General features: G+C 43.9%; 22 protein-coding genes and 4 tRNA genes. 6 read left to right on the forward strand and 20 right to left on the reverse strand.

The features are described 5' to 3' along the window. Nucleotides 1-201: 201 nt before the first annotated feature. The gene (locus ACKU41_RS01885) at nt 202-2,877 is read right to left on the reverse strand and encodes a CBS domain-containing protein (RefSeq protein ID WP_321403739.1); all 2,676 of its coding nucleotides are present in this window, start codon (nt 2,875-2,877) and stop codon (nt 202-204) included. A 10-nt stretch (nt 2,878-2,887) separates the two neighbouring features. Beyond that, nucleotides 2,888-3,799, reverse strand: a complete 912-nt coding sequence (xerD, locus tag ACKU41_RS01890) for a site-specific tyrosine recombinase XerD (protein WP_321403740.1) — start codon at nt 3,797-3,799, stop codon at nt 2,888-2,890. A gap of 116 nt (nt 3,800-3,915) precedes the next feature. Between xerD and ACKU41_RS01895 the strand changes: the two genes are divergently transcribed. The 5 genes from ACKU41_RS01895 to ACKU41_RS01915 all read left to right on the forward strand — a co-directional run bounded on the left by ACKU41_RS01895 (nt 3,916) and on the right by ACKU41_RS01915 (nt 9,262). After that, a complete protein-coding gene (locus ACKU41_RS01895; RefSeq protein ID WP_319781063.1) occupies nt 3,916-5,082 on the forward strand; it encodes an LL-diaminopimelate aminotransferase in 1,167 nt (388 codons plus the stop codon). A 47-nt stretch (nt 5,083-5,129) separates the two neighbouring features. Then, complete coding sequence (folK, locus tag ACKU41_RS01900) at nt 5,130-5,576, forward strand: 2-amino-4-hydroxy-6-hydroxymethyldihydropteridine diphosphokinase (RefSeq protein WP_321403741.1); 447 nt, start codon at nt 5,130-5,132, stop codon at nt 5,574-5,576. A 55-nt stretch (nt 5,577-5,631) separates the two neighbouring features. Next, nucleotides 5,632-5,898 carry a transcriptional regulator gene (locus ACKU41_RS01905; RefSeq protein ID WP_321403742.1) on the forward strand — a complete coding sequence of 89 codons (267 nt, stop codon included), beginning with the start codon at nt 5,632-5,634 and terminating at the stop codon, nt 5,896-5,898. An 81-nt stretch (nt 5,899-5,979) separates the two neighbouring features. Continuing rightward, complete coding sequence (locus tag ACKU41_RS01910) at nt 5,980-6,573, forward strand: transaldolase family protein (protein WP_321403744.1); 594 nt, start codon at nt 5,980-5,982, stop codon at nt 6,571-6,573. A gap of 601 nt (nt 6,574-7,174) precedes the next feature. Continuing rightward, on the forward strand, nt 7,175-9,262 hold the full coding sequence (locus ACKU41_RS01915; RefSeq protein ID WP_321403746.1) for a tetratricopeptide repeat protein: 2,088 nt from the start codon (nt 7,175-7,177) through the stop codon (nt 9,260-9,262). Nucleotides 9,263-9,369: 107 nt separating this feature from the next. On the opposite strand, the gene ACKU41_RS01920 is transcribed toward ACKU41_RS01915, so the two are convergent. The 14 genes from ACKU41_RS01920 to rimI form a co-directional block, all read right to left on the reverse strand. Beyond that, the gene (locus tag ACKU41_RS01920; RefSeq protein ID WP_321403747.1) at nt 9,370-10,623 is read right to left on the reverse strand and encodes an amidohydrolase; all 1,254 of its coding nucleotides are present in this window, start codon (nt 10,621-10,623) and stop codon (nt 9,370-9,372) included. Nucleotides 10,624-10,642: 19 nt separating this feature from the next. Further along, complete coding sequence (locus ACKU41_RS01925) at nt 10,643-10,834, reverse strand: hypothetical protein (protein WP_319781056.1); 192 nt, start codon at nt 10,832-10,834, stop codon at nt 10,643-10,645. 86 nt (nt 10,835-10,920) lie between these two features. Further along, nucleotides 10,921-12,321: a glutamate decarboxylase gene (locus tag ACKU41_RS01930; protein WP_321403749.1), complete on the reverse strand. Its 1,401-nt coding sequence runs from the start codon at nt 12,319-12,321 to the stop codon at nt 10,921-10,923. A 245-nt stretch (nt 12,322-12,566) separates the two neighbouring features. Next, nucleotides 12,567-12,653: transfer RNA gene (locus tag ACKU41_RS01935), tRNA-Leu, on the reverse strand. Between the two features lie 298 nt (nt 12,654-12,951). After that, complete coding sequence (locus ACKU41_RS01940; protein WP_321403750.1) at nt 12,952-13,410, reverse strand: GNAT family N-acetyltransferase; 459 nt, start codon at nt 13,408-13,410, stop codon at nt 12,952-12,954. Between the two features lie 58 nt (nt 13,411-13,468). Beyond that, nucleotides 13,469-13,555: transfer RNA gene (locus tag ACKU41_RS01945), tRNA-Leu, on the reverse strand. A 238-nt stretch (nt 13,556-13,793) separates the two neighbouring features. Beyond that, nucleotides 13,794-14,321, reverse strand: coding sequence for a hypothetical protein (locus ACKU41_RS01950; RefSeq protein WP_321403752.1), 528 nt, complete (start codon nt 14,319-14,321; stop codon nt 13,794-13,796). Between the two features lie 2 nt (nt 14,322-14,323). Next, on the reverse strand, nt 14,324-14,557 hold the full coding sequence (locus ACKU41_RS01955; protein WP_321403753.1) for a hypothetical protein: 234 nt from the start codon (nt 14,555-14,557) through the stop codon (nt 14,324-14,326). A gap of 147 nt (nt 14,558-14,704) precedes the next feature. Next, a tRNA-Leu gene (locus tag ACKU41_RS01960) sits at nt 14,705-14,791 on the reverse strand. A 130-nt stretch (nt 14,792-14,921) separates the two neighbouring features. Beyond that, nucleotides 14,922-15,008: transfer RNA gene (locus tag ACKU41_RS01965), tRNA-Leu, on the reverse strand. Nucleotides 15,009-15,064: 56 nt separating this feature from the next. Further along, nucleotides 15,065-15,403 carry a preprotein translocase subunit SecG gene (gene secG, locus ACKU41_RS01970; RefSeq protein ID WP_319781050.1) on the reverse strand — a complete coding sequence of 113 codons (339 nt, stop codon included), beginning with the start codon at nt 15,401-15,403 and terminating at the stop codon, nt 15,065-15,067. 42 nt (nt 15,404-15,445) lie between these two features. Continuing rightward, nucleotides 15,446-16,201, reverse strand: coding sequence for a triose-phosphate isomerase (gene tpiA, locus ACKU41_RS01975; RefSeq protein WP_321403757.1), 756 nt, complete (start codon nt 16,199-16,201; stop codon nt 15,446-15,448). Then, on the reverse strand, nt 16,201-17,391 hold the full coding sequence (locus ACKU41_RS01980) for a phosphoglycerate kinase (RefSeq protein ID WP_319781047.1): 1,191 nt from the start codon (nt 17,389-17,391) through the stop codon (nt 16,201-16,203). The genes tpiA and ACKU41_RS01980 overlap by 1 nt, the downstream gene beginning before the upstream one ends. A 28-nt stretch (nt 17,392-17,419) precedes the next feature. Beyond that, nucleotides 17,420-17,890, reverse strand: coding sequence for a ribosomal protein S18-alanine N-acetyltransferase (gene rimI, locus ACKU41_RS01985; protein ID WP_319781046.1), 471 nt, complete (start codon nt 17,888-17,890; stop codon nt 17,420-17,422). Nucleotides 17,891-18,020: 130 nt separating this feature from the next. Between rimI and ACKU41_RS01990 the strand changes: the two genes are divergently transcribed. Then, nucleotides 18,021-18,536 (forward strand): NUDIX domain-containing protein, encoded by a 516-nt coding sequence (locus ACKU41_RS01990; protein WP_321403759.1) that lies wholly within the window; start codon nt 18,021-18,023, stop codon nt 18,534-18,536. Between the two features lies 1 nt (nt 18,537). Here ACKU41_RS01990 and ACKU41_RS01995 read toward each other — a convergent pair whose 3' ends face one another. The 4 genes from ACKU41_RS01995 to ACKU41_RS02010 are packed head-to-tail and all read right to left on the reverse strand — an operon-like array spanning nt 18,538 to nt 21,645. After that, complete coding sequence (locus ACKU41_RS01995) at nt 18,538-19,314, reverse strand: inositol monophosphatase family protein (RefSeq protein WP_321403761.1); 777 nt, start codon at nt 19,312-19,314, stop codon at nt 18,538-18,540. 42 nt (nt 19,315-19,356) lie between these two features. Next, a complete protein-coding gene (locus ACKU41_RS02000) occupies nt 19,357-20,382 on the reverse strand; it encodes a rod shape-determining protein (RefSeq protein ID WP_319781043.1) in 1,026 nt (341 codons plus the stop codon). Between the two features lie 27 nt (nt 20,383-20,409). After that, nucleotides 20,410-21,435 carry a GAF domain-containing protein gene (locus ACKU41_RS02005; protein ID WP_319781042.1) on the reverse strand — a complete coding sequence of 342 codons (1,026 nt, stop codon included), beginning with the start codon at nt 21,433-21,435 and terminating at the stop codon, nt 20,410-20,412. 3 nt (nt 21,436-21,438) lie between these two features. Further along, nucleotides 21,439-21,645, reverse strand: coding sequence for a DUF6485 family protein (locus tag ACKU41_RS02010; protein ID WP_319781041.1), 207 nt, complete (start codon nt 21,643-21,645; stop codon nt 21,439-21,441). Nucleotides 21,646-21,961: the final 316 nt, after the last annotated feature.

Consider the following 21,961-nt stretch of genomic DNA (forward strand, 5'->3'; position numbering starts at 1 on the left):
ATTAAATTCCAGTAATTAAATACCAGCTAATTATCAACAATAAATATGAAAAAAACAGCTTATTCCTGAAAAAAAGCTTCATAACAAGCATTTTGTCCACCATATTGCAAAAGTCTGCATGTTCTACACGGGTTACCGGGTAAGAGCAAGGGAAACCATTTTTGAAGTTGTTGATATACTTTCTAAACTGGTTAAGTCTCTTTAATCTGCTTTTTGAGCATTTATTTCTTTGATTCTTTCCTTCAAATAAAGCAGCTGTTCCCCGCGTCCTTTAATCTTACCGTCAAGGCTGCAGAGTTTTACATCATTTAATAATTGGGAATACATGGGGCCGGGTTCAAGTCCAAAGTCTTTGATGTCTTCACCTGTGACATCAATTGTTTTCAGCCTGAGACTGGTAAGATATTGCGATACATATTTTTTTATCATCTCCCGTTTGGTGCGGGCCATGATGAAAAGCACTCCCTCAAGAGGAACCGGACTGAGAGTTTCATAAATTTCACTTGGCTTCATTTCCCTTTTGATATTCATGATATTTCCGGCTGCCCAGAAAATAGTATCCCGCATATGTACAAATTCCCGGCGTTCGGTCGGCGAAAAACTGAAGCGGTCATATATCTGCTCCATTTTGGCCTTGGATATACCCATGCACATGGCGAGAAAATATGTTTTCCAGACCGAAAGGGGAGGCTCCAGATAAAGCAGACTGTACCAACTCATTAACCTTTCAAGTTCTCCTATAACTTGAGAACGGGAAGAATTAAGCGCCAGCAACGGGTGGATTGCTTCGAGCACTCCTAATTCGTTCATGCGTTCGATGCTGTGCAGCACATTGGCTTCATTTAATATAATACGCATTTCGTGAGTTAAGCGGTAGCCCGACAGCTTGTTGATCAGATTAAGTTTCAGGGCATTTTTGACCAGATTCAGGGTCTGGCCTCCGATCTTGAAATCAAAACGTTGCTCAAACCTTATGGCGCGCATGATCCGGGTAGGATCTTCCACAAAACTCAGGGCATGAAGAACGCGAATGGTCCTGTCCTTCAAGTCACGCTGGGAACCGAAGAAGTCCACCAGTTTTCCGAAGCTGGCCGGGTTGATGTGTACAGCCAGAGCGTTAATGGTAAAATCTCGGCGATAGAGGTCCATCTTTATTGATGAAAGTTCTACGGTGGGCAGGGCGGCGGGGTATTCATAATATTCGAGACGGGCGGTTGCCACATCAACTCGTTGCCCGTCGGGCAGGATTACTACTGCAGTCTTAAATTTGCGGTGGTATTTGGCTCGTCCATCCATTTTTTGGGCTAACTTTTTAGCAAAGGCGATTCCGTCACCCTCAACAACAAGATCAAGGTCCAGATTAGTTTTGGTCAGCAGTACATCGCGTACGAATCCTCCTACCACGTAGGCTTCAGTTCCGATTTCCGCAGCCATTTTCCCGGCAGTTTCAAGGATGTTGAGAATTTTATTAGGCAATCTGTTACGCATGATATTGCGGATATTGCGTTCCTGTTTCTTATCAGGAAACAAAGATTCTGGAATGCGTGCCGGATCTTGAACCAGCATATTGATAAGGTCCGTGCGGGTGACAACGGCCTCAACCCGGTCATTTTCCACAACCGGAACCAAACGTTGTTTCTGGCCGAGGATAATCTCCATGACCCGGTGCAGCCCTGAATCGGTCTTAATGGAAGAAAAAGGGTGCTGCATATATATTTCAACTTCCACATGACCAAGATTATGGGAAAGTGCTTTGTCCGCTGTTTTTTGCTCCAGCAATCCCACAACGCGCATATTTTCCATGTTGTCCACTACTGGAACCCCTTTTAGGCTGTATTGGGTCATCCGTTCCACAGCTTTGGAAATGGTCATGTCGCGGGGAATTGCGACCGGCGGTTTGGACATGATGGCTTCCACATTAAGGCGGGGGGTTACCTTTGAATAGAGGAGGGCGAAAAGTTCATCCCGAACTTCGGCCAAAGTGCGGTCTTTTATAGTGGCGGACGCCGCATAAACATGCCCGCCACCTCCAAAAGAAGTGCAGATGGCGCCCACGTCAATATCCTGTGTGCGTGATCTGGCAACCAGATGAATTCGGTCATTCATACGTCCCAGCGCAAAAAGGACTTTGATGTTTTCAATATCCATGAATTTATGGACCAGTACAGAAAAATCAACCACGTATTCCGGGGTGCTGATTTCCGTTATGACCACATCAAGGTCATTAATGGTGTGGGTGGTGGCCCCCTCAAGCAGCCTGCCGAGCAGGGTTATCTGCTGCGCTGAAAGATCCCGGTTAAGCAGGTCGGTGATGACATCCAGCTCCATACCGTTTTTTAAGAGCCATTTGCCGGCCTCAAAGTCATGTTCCGTGGTGGAATTGAAAGTGAACGACCCCGTATCTTCGTAAAGCCCAAGCCCCATGATGGTCGCTTCTTCCTGATTGATTTCAATACCGCGTTCCCTGATTTCATGCGAGAGTATTGCGACGCTTGAACCCCATGGTTTTTTGATCATAAACTCGGGATCAAGATCACATTCTGATTTCATATGGTGGTCATAAATATGAATTTTGAGCCCCGGATTCTTAAGAATGGGATCCACATGAACAATTCGTTTGCGGCGGGAGGTATCCACCACAACCAGGAGTTTGACCGAACTCTTGTCAATTTCTTTTAAGTGTTTAAAATTAAAAAAGTATGTTGCGCTTTCCATATAGAAATTACGCAGATTCTTTTCCTGGCTTCCGGGGAAAACAAGAGTGGCGCCGGGATATAATTTACCGGCAGCAACAATTGCGGCAAGACAATCGAAATCCGCATTTACATGGCCGGTAATTATCGTTTCCGCTTTTATCGGGTTTTCATTTTTTGACATTATTAAAATCTCACATTACAGAACGTGGGTGAAAGCGTTTATGAAGCTGGACTAATCTTCCGGCTTGAATATGTGTGTATATTTCGGTAGCATTGATGTCAGAATGACCGAGAAGCAACTGGACTGTACGCAGATCCGCACCGCCATCCAGCAAGTGGGTGGCAAAAGAATGCCTGAAAGTGTGTGGAGATATTGAACGTTTTATACCTGCTTCCAGTGTGAACTTCTTGATCAGTTTCCAGACTCCCTGCCTGGTCAGTCCTTTCCCGGACCTGTTTAAGAATATGTTCTTGACCTTGGGATTAAAAGCAGGACGCCAATCTTTAATGTATTGGTTTAAGAAATTTTGCGCCACATAATGAATCGGCACCAGCCGTTCCTTGGAACCTTTGCCGAAAATAATGAGAACTCCGGTTTGAGGATCAAAGTCTTCAATGTTAAGATTGATCAGTTCGGAGACTCTCATACCGGCAGCATACAGCAGCTCAAGCATTGTACGATCGCGAAAACCTAGTTTTTCGGTCAGCTTGGGCAGAGCTAGAATGCGGCCGATTTCCTCCGGTGAAAGGAATTCAGGAATTTTTCTGGGGAGCTTCGGGTTTTCCAGCAATGTTGCCGGGTCTTCTTTAATGAAACCCCGCGATGTGCAGAACGCGAAAAATCCCCGCAAAGACGAAAGATGCCTCGCCAGCGAGGTTGATTTCAATGCTTTAGACCTTAGATATGTAAGGTAGAGCATGAGTGTCTGACTTGTGGCGTCTTCTATTTTCGCGGACCTTTCCTCTAGAAAATTCTGAAAAGACTCCAGATCACTCAGATATCCGTTCAGGCTGTTTTCCGAGAGCCCACGCTCAATGAGCAGGTACTCCAGATAACGGTCGATCCATTGGTGGTTACAGGTAATGTTTTCGTTCTCGGTCATATCCCGTACTCATTACACGTATGGGTGCGACTGCTCAAGTTTATTGACAGAGCAAACAAGCATATTTAAACAGTTTTGATAATAATTTAAACCCAAAATGACAGGAGCATATCGAAATGCCAGAATTTAAACTTGCCGACAGGCTTGCAACACTCCCCCCGTATCTTTTTGCTGAAATCGACAGACTCAAAGCTGAAGTTGCAGCTCAGGGAGTAGATATCATCAGTCTCGGCATCGGCGATCCTGACCTTCCGACTCCCGACTTTATTATTGAAGCACTGCACAAGGCAGCTCAGAACCCGGTCAACCATCAGTATCCTTCATATGTAGGTCTGCTGACTTTTCGTCAGGCTGTTGCTGATTGGTACAAAGAAAGATTCAACGTGGAGCTGGATGCAGCAAAAGAAGTCGTTTCCCTGATCGGTTCCAAAGAAGGTATAGCTCACTTCCCGTTGGCATTTGTCAACCCCGGTGACCTTGTGCTGGTAGCTTCTCCCAACTATCCGGTTTACCCGGTTGCTTCCGGTTTTGCCGGTGGTGACGTTAAGATTATCCCCATGCTGGAAGAAAATGACTTCCTGCCCGATCTCAATGCCATTGACGACGCAACATGGGATAAGTGCAAGATTTTCTTCGTAAACTACCCCAATAACCCGACATCCGCTACCGCAACCCCCGAATTCTACTCAGAATTGGTTGCCAAAGCTAAAAAACACAACGTAATCATTGTCTCTGATGCCGCTTACACCGAAGTTTACTACGATGATAACAAAAAACCCATTTCCATTCTGGAAACTCCCGGTGCGAAAGATGTGGCCATTGAATTTCATTCCCTGTCCAAAACATACAACATGACCGGTTGGCGTTGTGGTATGGCTGTGGGTAATGCCTCACTCGTGGCAGGACTTGGAAAAATTAAAGAAAATGTCGACTCCGGTATTTTTCAGGCTGTACAAGAAGCCGGAATTGTTGCACTAAAAGAAGGCGAACCTTATGTTAAGGAATTCCGCAAGATCTACAAAGAGCGTCGTGACTGCGTTATTGAAGCTCTGGAAAAGATCAATATCTCCTGCAAGGTGCCTGATGCATCCATCTTCGTATGGGCCAAAACTCCCGAAGGCTATACTTCTTCCGAGTTCGTATCCAAGCTCCTGAAGGAAACCGGTGTTGTTGTCACTCCCGGTAACGGCTTCGGCGAATCCGGTGAAGGGTATTTCAGAATTTCGCTGACTGTTGATACCGAAAGACTCAAGGAGGCAGTATCACGGATATCCAAACTATAAAGGTCTATGTAAGTCTTGGTTCAAATATTGGAGACACTGAAGATAATTTGAACCAGGCCGTTGCAAGACTGGAAAAATATGAAGGCATTGATCCTGAAGTCTGGTCTGAAACTTATGAGACCGAACCTCAGGGATTGAAAGATCAGCCATGGTTTAAGAATCAGGTTGTCCGTTTTGCTGTTGATCCCGAACTCTGGTCCGCAGAAGGCTTCCTTTCCACGCTTCAGGCTGTGGAAGGGCAGATGGATAGGGTTAGGGAAATTAAAAACGGCCCCCGACCCATTGATCTGGATATCATTCTTTTCGGAGACCGGGTTATCGACAGTGGCAGTTATCTTACTGTTCCGCATCCACGGGCATTAGAGAGGGCATTCGTGCTTATTCCGCTGACCGATATTGACCCTGAACTGGTGTTCCCTGATGGAACATCCGTTGCCGATGCTCTGAAGAAAATCGATTACCGTACTGAAGGTAAAAAGATTTATCAGGATTAATTCTCAGGCCGCATCTTTCATAGGTGCGGCCTTTTTATTTGAGGTGTTAAAAATTATGTTGAAATTTGTTGTTATTGCGCTGGCAGCATTCATCATGTGGAAGCTTTTCAGTGGCGACCAGAAAAAGAAGCAGGATACAGCCGGCAAGAATTTTGAAAAAAAGGTCAAAACCGGTGAAATGGTCAAAGATCCTATTTGTGGCGCCTATGTACCCAAAGATGGTGATATCAGGGTTAGAAACGGCGAAAAAGTCGAGTGCTTCTGTTCTTATGAATGCCGCGACAAGTACATCAAACGCCTTGAGGCAGATGGCGAAGAATAAGTCGACCGCAACATTTCAATAAACCCTTTTGACCTTGTTAAAAGGGTTCATTTTTGAGCTTCAAAAGAGCAGGGGAGAAACATGAAAATTTACCTCAAGACCTGTTCGCTCTATGAGGTTAAAACGTCTGTTGATTATAGTTTGATTGACGGTATCAGTTTATTATCCGAAAGAAGTGACGAGAAATGTGTAGCTGCTGACAATGATATTAAATCCATCGTTTCAAGCTTAAAAGGTCCGGTTTTCATTTCCGCCATGGGAAATGATGTTGAAGAATTGCTTGCTGATGCGCTAAGACTTGTACATCTCAGTCCTAATGTTGTGGTTAAAGTTAAAGCTACGCTTGAAGGTTTCAAAGTTTGCAAGTTGCTTTCCGGCAAAAATATCCCTGTAAGCATGTCTGGTCTGAAGAGCATTACTAAAGCAATAATGGCAGCCAAGTCCGGAGCTGATTTTATCAGTTTTGATATGAACATGGTCCAGCAAAAACACAATGACGACTTCGGATTTCTGACCGACACAATAAGAATCTTCCACAAACACAATCTATGTGCAGATGTCCTTGCAGATATTTCATGTAACTCGACCAATCTGGATAGAATAACCAGAACCGGAATTCATGGTCTTGAAATTTCGTTTACGAACTTGATGAGCTTTATGGGAAACAGCAGCTAGCATCAAGAATGATTTTACACAATCGTTTATACGAATATCCTTGTCTGGCCTGAGGTCAGGCAAGGATATTTTTTTAAGAAAAGACGATCTCCATATTTTGCTCCTAAGCAATTTTTGAAAGAAATTCCTAAGCTGACTTTACGAATAAATTTGAGAGGTCTTAGACAGCTAAAATTGAAATTCGTTCGAAATGACAAGGCTGGAAAATATTAAAGGGGGTCATTTGACAACAGAAACAGTCAAAATGGTTAAAAACTGGATCTATTGTTTGTAATACCCTGATATTAATAACTTTATACATTAGTCTCATAATGTAAATTATGTAAACTTTGCAAAATGAAAACTAAATGATTTGTGTTTATTCAAACCTCTTTCAGTTTTTAATCGATAAGCTCTTTTCTAATTAAGTATTAAAAATAGGCAACTTATTGATTATCGTACACATTAGAAGCATGTAGACCCGACGTTCGTGGTTGTTGAGCCTTTTCAGAGTATTAAATTGATTCAGATGAGTGATAAAATTTGCCTCTTGAGGCTCTTTTCTTTATCTCACTTGGATAGCGAATTACGTTGACTTGAAATCTAAATCCATGAGGTTTTCATGAGTTCGAGACTTAAGAAAAAAATATTGTCTTCCCTTCTGGCTGCGGCTGTGTTGTTCGGTTCAGGAGGAACTGCTTTTGCAGATTCTACCAATAAAAAAGATTCATTTGAGTCATGGCTTGAAAAATATGGGGCTTGGGATGTTCTGGAACAAAATTATTCTCAGACTGGAGATACTCCGGAGTTGATTTTAAAAAGAGCTGAAACGGCCTTCAATTTAGGACGTTATTCAGCATGCCTCGGAATTTTGCAGTCCACACCGGCTTTCACTGATAAGAATCAGGAGATCACCCGGCTCTGGCTGGGTGGCAAATGCCAGCGGGCACTTGGCGATCCTGTGAAAGGTGTGATCTGGTTCAGTCAGGCCGCACGTTTGATGGATCAGGAAACCATGACCTCTAAATTTAAAGAGGATTCATATTTCAAAAGTGTCTGGTTTGATGTCTGGCGCTCTCTCTACTGGGGGTATCGGGTAACACCTGATTCAGCCCGCGAATCACGTAAGATGCTGCTTGAGCAAACTTTTCGTCAGGCTGAAAAAGTTTGGCCTACAACTTATTTTATCGTTAACAGTAAAACGAAACTGGCAGGACTTAACAGCTCTTCCGAGGTAGACCCGGCTGTTAGTAATTCAACTGTTGTTAATGAAGATGACCGTATGGCCATCGCCAAATCACTTGCAGCATCCAGTATCGGTGAATGGGAAAAATCAGACCATGCTCTGGATATGATTTCCAATTCAACGGTTCAAGTTTTCTGGAAATCTGTAAATATGTTTCTGGAGTCGGGCAAGACACCTGAAGCAACTTCAACTTTCAGTCAGGCTGGCCTGATCCGTCCTGCTTCTTTTTTTGAGGCAGGGGTTCTTGAGCCTGCAGTACTCTCCCCTGCACTCTGGCAGTTGGGGGCTCCCACTTCAACGGCATGGAATGTATTTCGGAAAAAACTGCTTGAGATGGAGCCGGAAGAAGCGCTGAAAACTATTGATAGAGAAACCGGGTCGTTGCTCCTTTCAAGCGAACTGGTTAATGCCTTGCAGAATTATCGTCTCGCATTTGCATTTTTGACAGGGGACATGGAACTTGCCCGCAATGTCCTCAAGCGGCTTGATGCAGACACATTGCCAATCAGCCTGCGGATAGCCAGCGGCATTGCTTTCAAGCTGCCCTTATCCAAGGTCATCAGCACTGTCGATTACGGAAAAAATGAAAATCTTTATATCATATCAACACTCAGTGAAGCTGCTGGAGTTGATTATTTTAAAGGAATAGATACTCCTTTTTGGAGTCCGATTTCCCATAAATCCCTGAATCAGACCATAAATGCCAACCCGCTGGACAGACTACTTGTTTTTGCTGATTTAGCGCAGCAGGAAGATATAAAAAATAAAATTAAGGTTGCCCGCCGTTGCGCATTTCTGTTTCCCAAGTCCCGGCTCGGAGCGGAAAGTTTTATCGCATTGGCTGACTATGCAGCCGTGAACAGGGATTTCAAACTTTCGGCTTACTATCTGAAACGTGTTGATCAGGATAAATATGGACCGGAACTTCGTATGAAATGGCTCACTGCCGCAGTGGAATACGACTTGGCAGAAGGAAATGATGCCAAAGCCATGAAAGCCTATAATGAAATTCTACAATCTGGAGGGACGCTGCCTGCTGAAAAAGAATTAAAGTTGGCACTTATGATTCAGCAGAAAGGAGAGTTAAAAAAAGCTCAAGCAATACTTGAAAGAATCTGGTCTACACGTGACGACCTAAAGAATAATGAATTGCGTGCAGAAATACTTTTTTGGATTGCTGAAGGAGAACATGCCATGGGCAAGAAAGAAAAGGCGCTCCAGCATTACCTTGAGTTGGCATGGGAATTCCCGGAACAGAATATCTGGGCAGTGACTGCAATGTATCGTGCATCCATGATTTATGAACACAAAGGACATTTTGAAACAGCAAAGCGTTTTTTGAGAACAGTCATCAAGCGTGCTGATCGCAAGGCCCAAAAGGAAGCCGCTCAAGCCAGGCTTAATGCCATTGATACCAAACTGGCCAAGGTCGGAGCGGGTAAGGATGTCAGTTATCCGTTTTAACGGCTCCGGCTGTGCCCTTTTGCAAGCATAAGCTTCGATTAGAGCAAATTGGTTTTTAGGATTCTAAATATAAATGCCCTGCTAAGAAACTTAGCAGGGCATTTGTTTTAACTTAAAAGACTCATCACACTTCCAGCCATGGCAGTAACGGCTGTTTTTATTGTAGGCTCCGGCGGCGGACAAAATCTGCTGTTATGAAGAGACGGAGGGTTGATTCCTTTTTCGTGAAACAACGCCATCTCTTCCGCAGATGTAGCTCCGGTAAAGAAGAGGCATGAGGGAATTTCTTTTTCAACGGCAGTTCTAAACAGAGAGAAATCTTCACTGCCCATGAGCATTACAGCTTCTTGAACCTTGTCTACACCTAAATTAGCCTCAGCAGACTTGCGGACAATCTCAGCCAGATATTTGCTGTTTATTGTAGCGGGAAGATCATTGACTTCATCAAGCTCAACAACCGGAAGAAGTTCTTCCGGAATTCCCATGGACAAAGCTTCATATTTGCAGATTCTTTTAATTGATTCGAAAATATGGTCATGTCCTTTTGAATCAAAGAAGCGTGCGGTAACTTCCATGACGACATGGCCGGGAATGATATTTGCCTTTGTGCCACCATGAATCGATCCTACAGTAACAACAGCCGGATCAAGCGGACTGAATTCCCGGCTGACTATGGTTTGCAATGAAGTGATAATTCGGGCAGCCAGCACTACCGGGTCTATGCATTCCTGCGGAATGGCTCCATGACCCCCTACTCCGCGGACGGTAATTTTTAACTGGTAGGTTCCGGCCATTATCGGGCCGGGCTTAACCATGATATTCCCAGCCTCAAGCTTAGGAAGAACATGAGTAGTGAGACAGTAATCAGGAATACCGAATTTTTTAAAAAGCCCCTGCTCTATCATGGATCTAGCCCCGGACATAACTTCTTCTGCAGGCTGAGCAACAAACAGGACTCTTCCATTCCATTTTTTCTTGCATTGAGAAAGGACACGGGCGGTCCCCATAAGAGTAGTCATATGAATGTCATGGCCGCAACCATGCATAACTCCGGTCTTGCTGCCGGAATTATCAGTGCTTATGATTGTGCTGGCATAATCCAGTCCGGTTTCTTCGGTAATGGGCAGTGCATCCATATCGCCCCGGACCATTACGGTCGAGCCTTCTCCATTTTCAAGAATGCCTACAACACCGTGTCCTCCGAAATTACGGGTCACGGTTACTCCACATGCTTCAAGCTGTTCAGCTATCAGTCTGGAAGATTTTTCTTCCTGATTGGAAAGCTCAGGGTTGGCATGCAAATGTTTATATATACGAATCAAATCTTCCAGTTCAGTTTGAACCAGTTCATTCAAGCACATTTGGAATCCTTAAAGTGTGTTATTCTTTTTCTTTGTTGCTTCTGGCGGAAATCTCAGTATGCGCCCTGCGCTTGGCATCATCAAGAATAGGATGCAGAAGACCTACAATATTACGAACATTCAAATTTTCTGCTTCCTTGGAGCAAAGCAGCATGTCAAGGGCTTCAAGTCCATGAAAAATATAGTCGACACTTTTTTTGATCTCACTCATTTACGAAACTCCTTCATATGAAAATCCTTATTTACAGGCAAGTAGGATCATATTGCCTGTAAATAAGGATGTCTATTAATAAATGATTAGCAATGTTTGAAAGTAGCTTTGGTAGTTTTCTTTTCTTCGGCTTCGTTTTCAAAAGACTTAATTATGCGCCGTATGTCATCCATAAGCAGGTGAGCCATGTCCATGGACATGCCTTCTTTAACGACGATTCTAAGCACGTTATCATCTTCACAATTCTCGCACATGCTGTAGGCCGGGACAAGCCAACCGCGATGGCGCAGCATTTCGGAAACTTTGTATACATCAAATTCTACATCTACATCACGGCGGATCCGAAAGGTAATCAGCGGCATATGCAGTTTAGGCAGCAAGCTCTGAAAAACCCCTGTTTCTTCAAGCTCTGCTTTAATAAAATTGGCAGTATCCATGCATGCCTGCATGATTCGGGTATAACCTTCACGGCCAAGACGGATGAAATTGTAGTACTGGGCTACAACCTGATTGCCGGGGCGCGAAAAGTTCAATGCAAAAGTAGGCATTTCACCGCCAAGATAGTTTACCCTAAAGATTAAATCTTCCGGCAGTTCTTCAGGTGTACGCCAGATTGCCCAGCCTACACCGGGATATACGAGACCGAATTTATGCCCCGAAACGTTAATTGATTTGACCCATTTCAAGCGAAAATCCCATTCCATCTCCGGTTGCAGAAACGGGGCGATGAAACCTCCACTGGCAGCATCAACATGCAGAGGAATCTCATATCCTGTTTCAGCATTATATTTTTCAAGGGCTTCATTATATTCTTTAACCGGCTCAAAATCACCGGTATGGGTGGTTCCAAGAATCGCGACCACTCCAATGGTATTTTCATCGCACGCAGCAAGGATGTCTTCGGTCTTCATGCTGTAATGACCATCAGAAACAGGAATCAGGCGCGGCTCAACTTCCCAGTAACGGCAGAATTTTTCCCAGCAGACCTGAACACTGGCGCTGATGATCATATTCGGTTTATCAGTAGGCTTGCCTTTGGCTTTCATACGATCGCGCCATTTCCATTTCAGCGCCATACCGCAGAGCATGGCCGCTTCACTCGATCCGGTTGTAGAGCAGCCGCAGGCATGTTCTTCATCCGGTGAATTATAAAGATCCGAAAGAATATGCACGCAGCGGTCTTCCAGTTCAGCCGTCTGCGGGTACTCGTCTTTATCGATCATGTTTTTATCGAAAGTCTCGGTCATCAGCTGCCGAGCCTCATCTTCCATCCATGTGGTAACAAAGGTGGCGAGGTTCAGGCGGGAATTACCGTCAAGCATGAGTTCATCGCGAACCAGCGAATATGCATGGCGAGGATCAATGCTGCCTTCAGGCAAAGCGTATTTGGGAATCGGATCTTCAAGGTCCCGTGAACCGTAGATGGGCATGATGTAATTCTTACGATCTTCAGAGTTTCTTTTATCTTTTTTAACATGATGAAGCATGGTCTACCCCGTCTGGCTTTTCAGTTACCGTTGTTAGTGAATAAACAAGTAAAGTTACCTCATTAAAATTGAAAAGTATCAACATGCATATAAACACATTGAAAAATAAGCTGCAAGATATCATCTGACATACGTCAAAATATTCAACATGTAGAATTTATGTTCACTGTTAAGCTGGCGATTAATCCTGACAATTAAAACGCAAAAAAGGGTTGAAGCTTTTGCTTCAACCCTTTTCAGTTGCATGGTGCCGAGGGGGGGATTCGAACCCCCACGGAATCTCTTCCACTGCCCCCTCAAGACAGCGTGTCTACCAATTCCACCACCTCGGCTTGTTGAGGTGTTCTGTATAAGAACGTCTCGGTGAAGAAGTGTTTACGGAAATCTGGCACCCTTGGCAAGATGTTTTTAATAATAATTCCAAAAAAAGTTTAGACTGTCTTTTTATTAATAATTTCAATGAAAAAATATCCAATTAGCCAATCAAACATTATAAATTTTTTGCACCTCACTAATGATGTGCAAAAATCAATTCTGACGCTTCCTAATATTCAGCGCAACACAGCACATACAAAAACAATAAAAAATCGATTCTGAGCCAATCTGAAAAGTGATATTTTCCGTGCTAAATTATAGCCTTGTGTAAATACTATTGTCTTTCAATTCCATAAACAAAAGCGGAAATGGCTTACCCTGTCCATCCAGATCTGATCTAGCGATCACATGAAACCCTATATGTTCGTAAAAACCTAAAGCCTGAGGATTCTGCTCATTCACAGCTACTTTGGTTACAGCTAAATTTTCGATGGCATACCTGCACAATGCCGTACCGACCCCTTGTTTCATGCTTTGCGGATCAACAAAAAGCATTTCGAGGTTTCCATCAGCAACACCGCAAAAGCCGAGAATGTTATCATGGGAATCTTTCGCGCACTTCAACTTAACAGCATCAAAATACTGCTCTATAATCAGCGGCCTTAAATAATCAATGTCGCTTTCATCAAGGAAATCATGAGTCGCACGAACAGATCTTTCCCAGAGTCCAATAAGCTTTTCATAATCGCTTTTAGTTGCATCGCTAATAATCATCTTTTCTCCAGATACGAAAAAAGGATTGAAGCTTTTGCTCCAACCCTTTTCAGTTGCATGGTGCCGAGGGGGGGATTCGAACCCCCACGGAATCTCTTCCACTGCCCCCTCAAGACAGCGTGTCTACCAGTTCCACCACCTCGGCAAGAGGTGAACAACGTTTCTGTGAACGTCGTGTGAAGAAGTGTTTACGTAAATCTGACATCCTTGGCAAGATGTTTTTTGTAATAATTTGAAATTAATTAATATTTGCCCTTATCAATAAAATCAAACCAAAATAAATCAGATTTCAACCTTACGTACTATTTTTGTCTCGTCATCATACTCCCAAAATTCGATATCACCCAGGATAAGATTAAATAAGACTTGAGCACAAGACCAAGCTAACTCTCTTCCGGATATTTTTCCGCAACTAAGTACAAAGAACGATAATTTTCTTTATTCAATTTCTTTTGCCCATCAAAATTATTTTTTTCAGCAATCTCTAATAGTTTATCATAATGAATAGGGAGAACATGAAGAGCGTCACGAACTAAAGGAGATAAAACATCTTTTATAGTAGATTTTTTGAAATTGCCTTCCAGAATTGCTTCACTGATAGATTTGACAGTCCGGAAATAGTTTTCTCCAGAAGTGGAAATACGAATAAAATCGTTAACGTCTAATTTTCCGTCTTTATTAATGACCTTACCCATAACACTTGTGTACTTTTCATAAGCATCATTATGATCATTTTGAAGTTTCTGGACATGCTGTTGTAAACGTTCGCTAGCATCAAAACGATCCTTTTTAGACATAAAAAAGAATTGAGTAAAAAAACCTAATAAAAAAGTAACTATGGGAACAATTATATTCCCATAGTTTTTCCAAAATAAAACAAAATTAGGATCCTTCAAATCTTGCGGCATCACAATTACTTGTTGCCTAGCTTGCTGAGCAAAACAGCAATCGTATCTGAGGCAGATTCATAAACACTTGAGTTAAATGAAGTAAAAGTTTGTTGAGCAGCTCTACCTCCAGCCTCTTCTGCCGAAAGACCTTCATTAATAAATTTTATGACTAACTCATGCCATCTTTCGACCTCAAAATCATTAGGAGTATTTGCGAGACCGTATTTAATCATTAAGCTATGATTGATATTTTGCACAAAGGACCTTCTTAAGTTAAGTGTTATAGGTAAATTTATATTAGTATAGTTTAATAATAAAATCAAAGTCAATAGATAAGAAGGCTACTTATTCGCAAACCACGAAAAAAGGGTTGAAGCTTTTGCTTCAACCCTTTCTCAGTTGCATGGTGCCGAGGGGGGGATTCGAACCCCCACGGAATCTCTTCCACTGCCCCCTCAAGACAGCGTGTCTACCAATTCCACCACCTCGGCCCGAGGTGTGTTCAAAGAACGTCTCGTTGAGGAAACTAATAGCGTTCTCTGAATTTATTCGCAAGATTTTTTTGCAAATAATTGCTCGTAATATTTAGGATTTTCATTTTTGAAGCACCTGCTTTTCAGCTGGTGCCGAGGGGGGGATTCGAACCCCCACGGAATTTCTTCCACTGCCCCCTCAAGACAGCGTGTCTACCAATTCCACCACCTCGGCTCTGAAAATACGAGCTGTATATTTTAAAGAACTTACAAGAAGTTTTTAAAAACTTACTATTTGGTCTCTTCTGCAGGAGCCTTTACGGGCTCTTCAAAAGTGACAGCAGGCTTTTCTACTTTAGGAGTGATGATGGTGTCACCTTCAAGCATGACAGAGTCATCAGAAATCCTGTTGCCGGAGAGGTAGTTGTAGGAAAGAGAAGTTACCAGAAAGACAGCTGCCAGAAATGCAGTGACCTTTACGAGAACCCCGCCTGCTCCGGTGCTACCGAAAACAGATCCACTTCCTCCGCCGAAAATCACGCCCATGTCTTCTTTACCGCTCTGTAAAAGAACGAAAATGATCAGAAAGACGCAGGCGATAATGTGTACAGTAATTACGAGCGTTTGCAAAGCTTTTTTCCTTTATTTTTTCACCTGGAATAAGGCAGATATTTAAGCCAGTGCGATCTGGCTGAAACTTTCCGCATCCAAGCTCGCGCCTCCTACCAATACTCCGTCCACATTGTCAAGTGCAATGATCTGGGCGCAGTTAGCAGGTTTTACGCTACCGCCATACAAGATGCGGATTTCACTGGCTTTTTCAGGAAAAAGTTTTTTCAGTTTTTCTCTTACAAAGCCGTGAGCTTCAACGATTTCATCTTCGCCGGCCACTTCACCGGTGCCGATGGCCCAAACAGGCTCATAAGCAACAACAACGGTTTCGGCTGCGAAGTCGGAAGCTACATTCTTTAAACCAGCTTCAAGCTGTTCGTCAATAACCTTCTGTACTTCCCCGGCTTTTCTTTCGTCGATAGTTTCACCGATGCACAAAATCATGGACAGGCCGTTTTCAAGTCCAAATGCGACTTTTTCACCTACCAGTTCGTTGGTTTCGCCTATGATTGCGCGGCGTTCGGAATGTCCGGCCAGCGCATATACGCAGCCGACATCCTTGAGCATGGCAGGAGAAATCTCACCGGTAAAAGCTCCTTCTGCTTTGGGGTACAGGTTCTCAGCAGAAAGATGACAATCTGCACTTGCTGCCAGCACGGAACCTACAGTTTCAAGTGCAGTATAAGGAGCAGCGATAACAACTTCACGATCTGCAGGAAGTTTACCTGTGATTTTTTCAAGAAGTCCTTCAGCGGTGGCCTTTGCTTCTGCGCGGGTCTTATACATTTTCCAGTTGGCGGCCATTAATTTTTTCATTAGCTGTTCTCCTTTAGTGCTTTGAATGCGGGAAGTTCTTTTCCTTCGAGGAATTCAAGGAAAGATCCGCCGCCGGTGGAAATAAAAGTAAATTTATCTTCAAGCTTGGCCTGATGAACTACCGCATCGGTATCACCGCCGCCCACGATTGTGGTGGCATCTTCAAGGTTGGCCATAGCTTCACAAACTTTGAGGGAACCTTGTGCAAAAGGCTCTTTTTCAAAGAGTCCCATGGGGCCGTTCCAGACTATGGTCTTTGATCTTTCGATTACTTCGCAGAATTTTTTTGCGGATTCAGGGCCGATGTCCAGCAGCATGCCGTCTTCAGGAACGGAATCACCGTCACAAACGCCTTGCGCGGTATCAATGTCCTTACCCCAGACAAAATCGGTGGGCAGGTGCAGTGTTGTGCCGGAAGATGCGGCTTTGTCCATGATTTCTCGGGCGGTATCTACAAGGCTCTCTTCCACAAGAGATTTACCTACGGCCTTGCCTTGGGCAAGCAGGAAGGTGTTGGCCATGGCTCCGCCGATAATGAAGTCATCAACTTTACCAATCAGATTGTTGAGGATGCCCAGTTTGGAAGAAACCTTGGCTCCACCGGAAACAGCAATGTAAGGCTTGCGGGCATTTTTAAGAGCTTCACCAAGATATTCCCACTCCAGCTTGAGCAGAAAACCGGCGCAGCATTCTTTTGCAGCATAAGGAACATCAACAACAGAAGCGTTGGCACGGTGAGCCACGCCGAATGCGTCGTTTACATAAATATCAGCGAGAGCGGCGAGCTGTTTACCGAAATCTCCACGCTCTTCAGGAGTCTTTGCCTGTTCTTCTGCATGGAAGCGCAGGTTCTCAAGCATCATGACCTGACCGGGTTTCAGTTCGGCAGCCATTTTTTCCACTTCGGCACCAATGCAATCTGGAGCAAGGGGAACTTCCATGCCGAGATACTCGCCAAGGCGTTTAGCTGCCGGCGCAAGGCTTAAGGAATCAACCCTCTTGCCTTTGGGTTTACCCAGATGGGCCATGACGATAACCGAGGCGCCCTTTTCAATTGCATATTTAAAGGTAGGGACAGCAGCTTTGATGCGGTTGTCGTCAGTGATGGTTTCGCCGTCAAGAGGGACGTTGAAATCAACTCTCATCAGCAGTTTTTTACCTGCAATGTCAAGTTGGTCAATGAAGCGCATGATCACTCCGTGGTTAAATCGGTTTTGGTTACTGACTAAAATCCAAGTCATACAGGAGGGCATCTTCCCTTGTATCCGGATAATACTTCTTCCTTATTCCCACCTGCTTGAAGCCGAGGCTCTCATATAGCCCAATGGCGGGAGCATTGGATTCCTTAACATCCAGAAGCCCTCTGGTTACATTCATCTCCCGGCATTTATGCATCAGTTCCAGCATAAGCGCCCTGCCAATTCCCTTTCTCCTGAACCGGGGATGCACCCCTAAATTGAGAACTTCCATTTCATCCAGAACAATTGAATAAGCCAGATATCCGACCAGTATCCCCTGCTCTTCATAACCGAAGACAAAAAAGGCATTCCTTTCCAGTCCCAGACGGAACTGTTCTTCGGTCCAATGGTATTCAAAGCAAAGCGATTCAAGCGCCCTGAGCTGACTGAGGTTATCAGGGCCGAGATCAAAAATTTTTTGAATGCCAGAGGTGACTTCCGCGCTTTTCATAAATAGGTTATCTACCTGTGCATGGGTGTAAAATATAAGTTCACAATCAAAGTCAATGTGAATCTCTTACACACAATTTCTCTGAATTGAAAGAACTCGATGTTCAAAAACGAAAATATTTTGTTTAAAAGTGAAAAAAAAATTCATTCAGGTCGAAGTTGTCGACCAAAACAACCGTCCTCTTACAAGTATGGACATAAATGAAGTCCATCGACAGTCGCTACGTCACCGTTCGGTGATTATACTTGTCTATGACCATGAAGGAAAACTTTTTCTTCAAAAAAGAAGCTCGCAAAAAAAACTGTATGCGGGGCGCTGGGACGTTTCCGCAAGCGGTCATGTCCGCACAGGTGAATCCAATGAAAAAGCAGCCCTTCGTGAGCTGGAACATGAATTGGGAATTCGCAGCGCGAGTCTTAAGCTCACTCACGAAATAGATGCTTCTTCAGAGACAGGGTATGAATTTGTAACCCTTTACGTGCTTGAAAAACAAAATTCAATCCCTGAATTAAACAGTGACGAAGCTGATTCCGGCTATTTTTATTCCGAAAACGAACTGGACTGGCTGGTCCGGGAATATCGGGAACTGCTGGTTCCAGCCTTGGTCTTTCTTCACGATCGGAATCTGCTTTTTAAATTCAAATAAATCAGCCTTCAGGAATGATAAGACTTCTTAATTTCTCATGAATACGGGAGTTTGTAGCCAGAATAGCAGGCGAATATAAATTGAATTCATCCTCTTTGTATTCGGTCACCCGTCCTCCAGCTTCCTCTACCAGAAGCCATCCGGCAGCCATATCCCAAGGTTTCAGGGCATTTTCATAGTAGCCTTCATACCTCCCGCAGGCAGTATAAGCGAGATCAAAAGCCGCTGCTCCCGGACGGCGCACACCCTGAGTCTTGACCAGTACCCTGCTTAGAGCATCGGTTATAAAATCAACATGTTCTTCAATTGCATACGGAAAACCGGTGGCAATCAGGGATTCTTCAAGTGAATCACAATCCGAAACCTGGATCTGTTCACCGTTCATGAACGCCCCTCCACCACGAACGGCAACAAATACTTCATTAAGTATAGGTAGATTAACTATACCTATCTGCACCTGCCCCTCATTCCAAAGGGCAACCGAAGTGGCTATCATGGGAAGACCATGAGCAAAATTGGTTGTTCCATCGAGAGGATCAATGATCCAAGTACGGTCAATCAGTTCAGCATTACCTGAAGTTTCTTCAGCCAGAAAAGATGAATCTGGCAGGAGTTCTGAAAGTTTTACTTTAAGAAAATTTTCAACAGCCAGATCAGTCTCGGTCACAAGATCAATACGGCCTTTATGCTTAATTTTCTTAGGTTTGTTATACGCTTCCCTGATTATTTCACCGGCCTCAAGGACTGCTGCGGTAGCTTTTTCAAGTAGAGTTTGCATATGATTCGCTGCGTGAGCTGATAAACCGACTCGTTGCTATATTTAATTAATGTAGACTTTCTCAAAGCCTTTGTTTTTCTGAAGGCTTAAGCCGGTACCGCGAACGACAGTAGTCAGTGGATCATTATCAATAATTACTTTGAGAGAGCTTTCACGGTGTATAAGCTCGTCAAGACCTTTAAGTAATGCTCCGCCGCCGGCCAAAAGAAGTCCGTTGCTGGCAATATCAGCCACCAGCTCTGGCTGGGTGTGCTCCAATGCCACACGTACAGAATGAACAATAGCCGCCACAGGATCAGCAATAGCCTCCCTGATCTGCGCGTCATTGATTTCAATGGACTTGGGTTTACCGTCCAGCAAATTGCGCCCTGATACAGTCATGGTCAACGGTTCAGGCAATTCCATTGCGGAACCGATCTGGATTTTTGCTCTCTCGGCTGTGTTCTCACCTACAAGCAGTTTAAATTCATCCTGCATGTAACGCATGATCGCCATATTCATCTCATCTCCGGCAACGCGTACAGACTGACTGTGTGCAACAGAAGAAAGAGTGATCACGGCAACTTCGGTTGTCCCGCCGCCGATATCCACAACCATATTCCCCTCAGGTTCATGGATGTTCAGTCCGGCACCGATGGCTGCGGCCATGGGTTCTTCTATAAGGCGGACTTCCCGTGCCCCGGCCTGTTGACCGGACTCAATTACCGCCCTTTTCTCAACCTGAGTAATTCCGGTTGGAACACAGATGATGATTTTGGGCTTGACCAGATTTCGTCCCTTGATTGCCTTCTTGATAAAAAAAGCGATCATTTTTTTGGTAACTTCGAAATCGGCTATAACACCGTCCTTCATGGGACGGATTGCTTTAATTTTATCCGGGGTACGACCAAGATATTCCTTGGCCTCCTTGCCCACGGCAATCACAGATTCATCACGGGCATCAAGGGCTACGACAGAAGGTTCGTTGAGGATAATTCCATCCTTCGGAGTGTAGAGCAGCGTATTTGCCGTGCCCAGATCCATGGCAAGATCCTTGCCGAAAAAGCTCATTAATTTAGCCCATACCATACTAAAAAGGCCTCATGCTTGAAGCAGTTAATAATCGTTAATCAAAACCGTATCGGTTTTGGCAGGGGTAATTTTCTGCAAGGCGGTCCTTGCTTCTGCAAGTTTGCTTTTTAGAAAAAGATTCTCAAGAAATTGATTCAGATACTCAGATACCATAAACAGGAAATCCTTCAAATCTTCATCAATACGTTTCGGTGCTTCATCGGCAAGTACAAGAACTCCCCTGGTCTTACGCCTGAAAACAAGAGGCAGACATATAACACTCATGAAATCAACGGTACTTGCACTGGCTCCAAGAAGACTGGATGCAGCCTGTCCGGCGTTATTTTCTTCAATAAACATGGGTTCGTTGTTCTTGTATACCCAACCAACAAGCCCGCTGCCCAGAGGAAAAGAAGCGGTTCTGGAATCACCTTTATGCAAAATTGGTTTGTTTTCCCCTTCCACATAGAAAGAAGTACCTCTCGGATCAACAACAGTCAGAAAAGAATGTGAAAATCCACTGGTACTTGCGGTCATGTTCAAAAGGTTGTCCAGAAAAGCATTCCATTTGGGCTGACGTTTTCGCAGGTCGTGAAGCAGCTTGAGAGTCATGAAATATTCATTTTTACGGCCGTCTGCGTCTACTGAACGGATACAGGAAAGCATGGATGTAATCATCTTTCCAAACTGGGAAAGAATTTTCAAATCCTTGGTGCTGAAAGAGTAGGTCCGCTTACTGTCAAGACAGATGGCTCCAAGGGACTGTTCCAGCGGAGTGCCCATGAACGCTTTGACCTTGGAGTCCTCGCGGTTTTCATAGTATCCGATTGTGGTGGCTCCCTTGCGGTCCATATTATTGATAAAGAGCGGTTCGTTTTTTCCAATAACGATTCCCGCAAGACTCTTTTTCAACAAAGGAGTCCCCTTGGGGGAGATATCATCCCCAAGGCTGAAATAGGTCGACAGTGAATAGCCGTGCTGTCCATCAGGAAGGTAGAGGACTACGCTGTGCGCCTCAAAAACATTACAGACAATGCTGAGGATATTAATAAGGATTTCGTTTCTAGGCATGCTCTATTTAGTCCTGCACTCGATGAAATAATCAATGCTCCGATTATACGTTTTTTCCTGCTCCGGTGTAAAGTAGCAAGCGGGAAGCTGATCCTTGGCGCGGTGATACGTGATGCATTCGCAACACGCTCCGGCACGGGGGCAGCCACTGTACGTGCAGGGGCAATCGATCTTGTTATTTTTAATATTGGCGCAGCCTTCTAAACTCATATACTTTTATCCTTAAAATCAAATCGTTAAAAAGACAGAAATCTTATCATATAAGCAAATCCCTATCATTCTTATTTGAAAGAGCTATCCCGGTCAACAGATACAAAGTTTAATAGCCATCCTTTTTATTTCCGTTTTTAATGAAAGTTTATATAAAGAAACCTCAAATTCCTCGCAAAATGATGTTTTTCGGCAAGAAAACACTTTATTTTAAAAAAAAATTAATTTCTACAATTTATCTAGATAATTTCTGTTGTAATTATTTGCGGTTCAAGCTAATCATACCTTATTAAATATAGAGAGATTCTTTTAAGAA

The sequence above is a fragment of the Maridesulfovibrio sp. genome (assembly GCF_963678865.1).
GTDB lineage: Bacteria > Desulfobacterota > Desulfovibrionia > Desulfovibrionales > Desulfovibrionaceae > Maridesulfovibrio.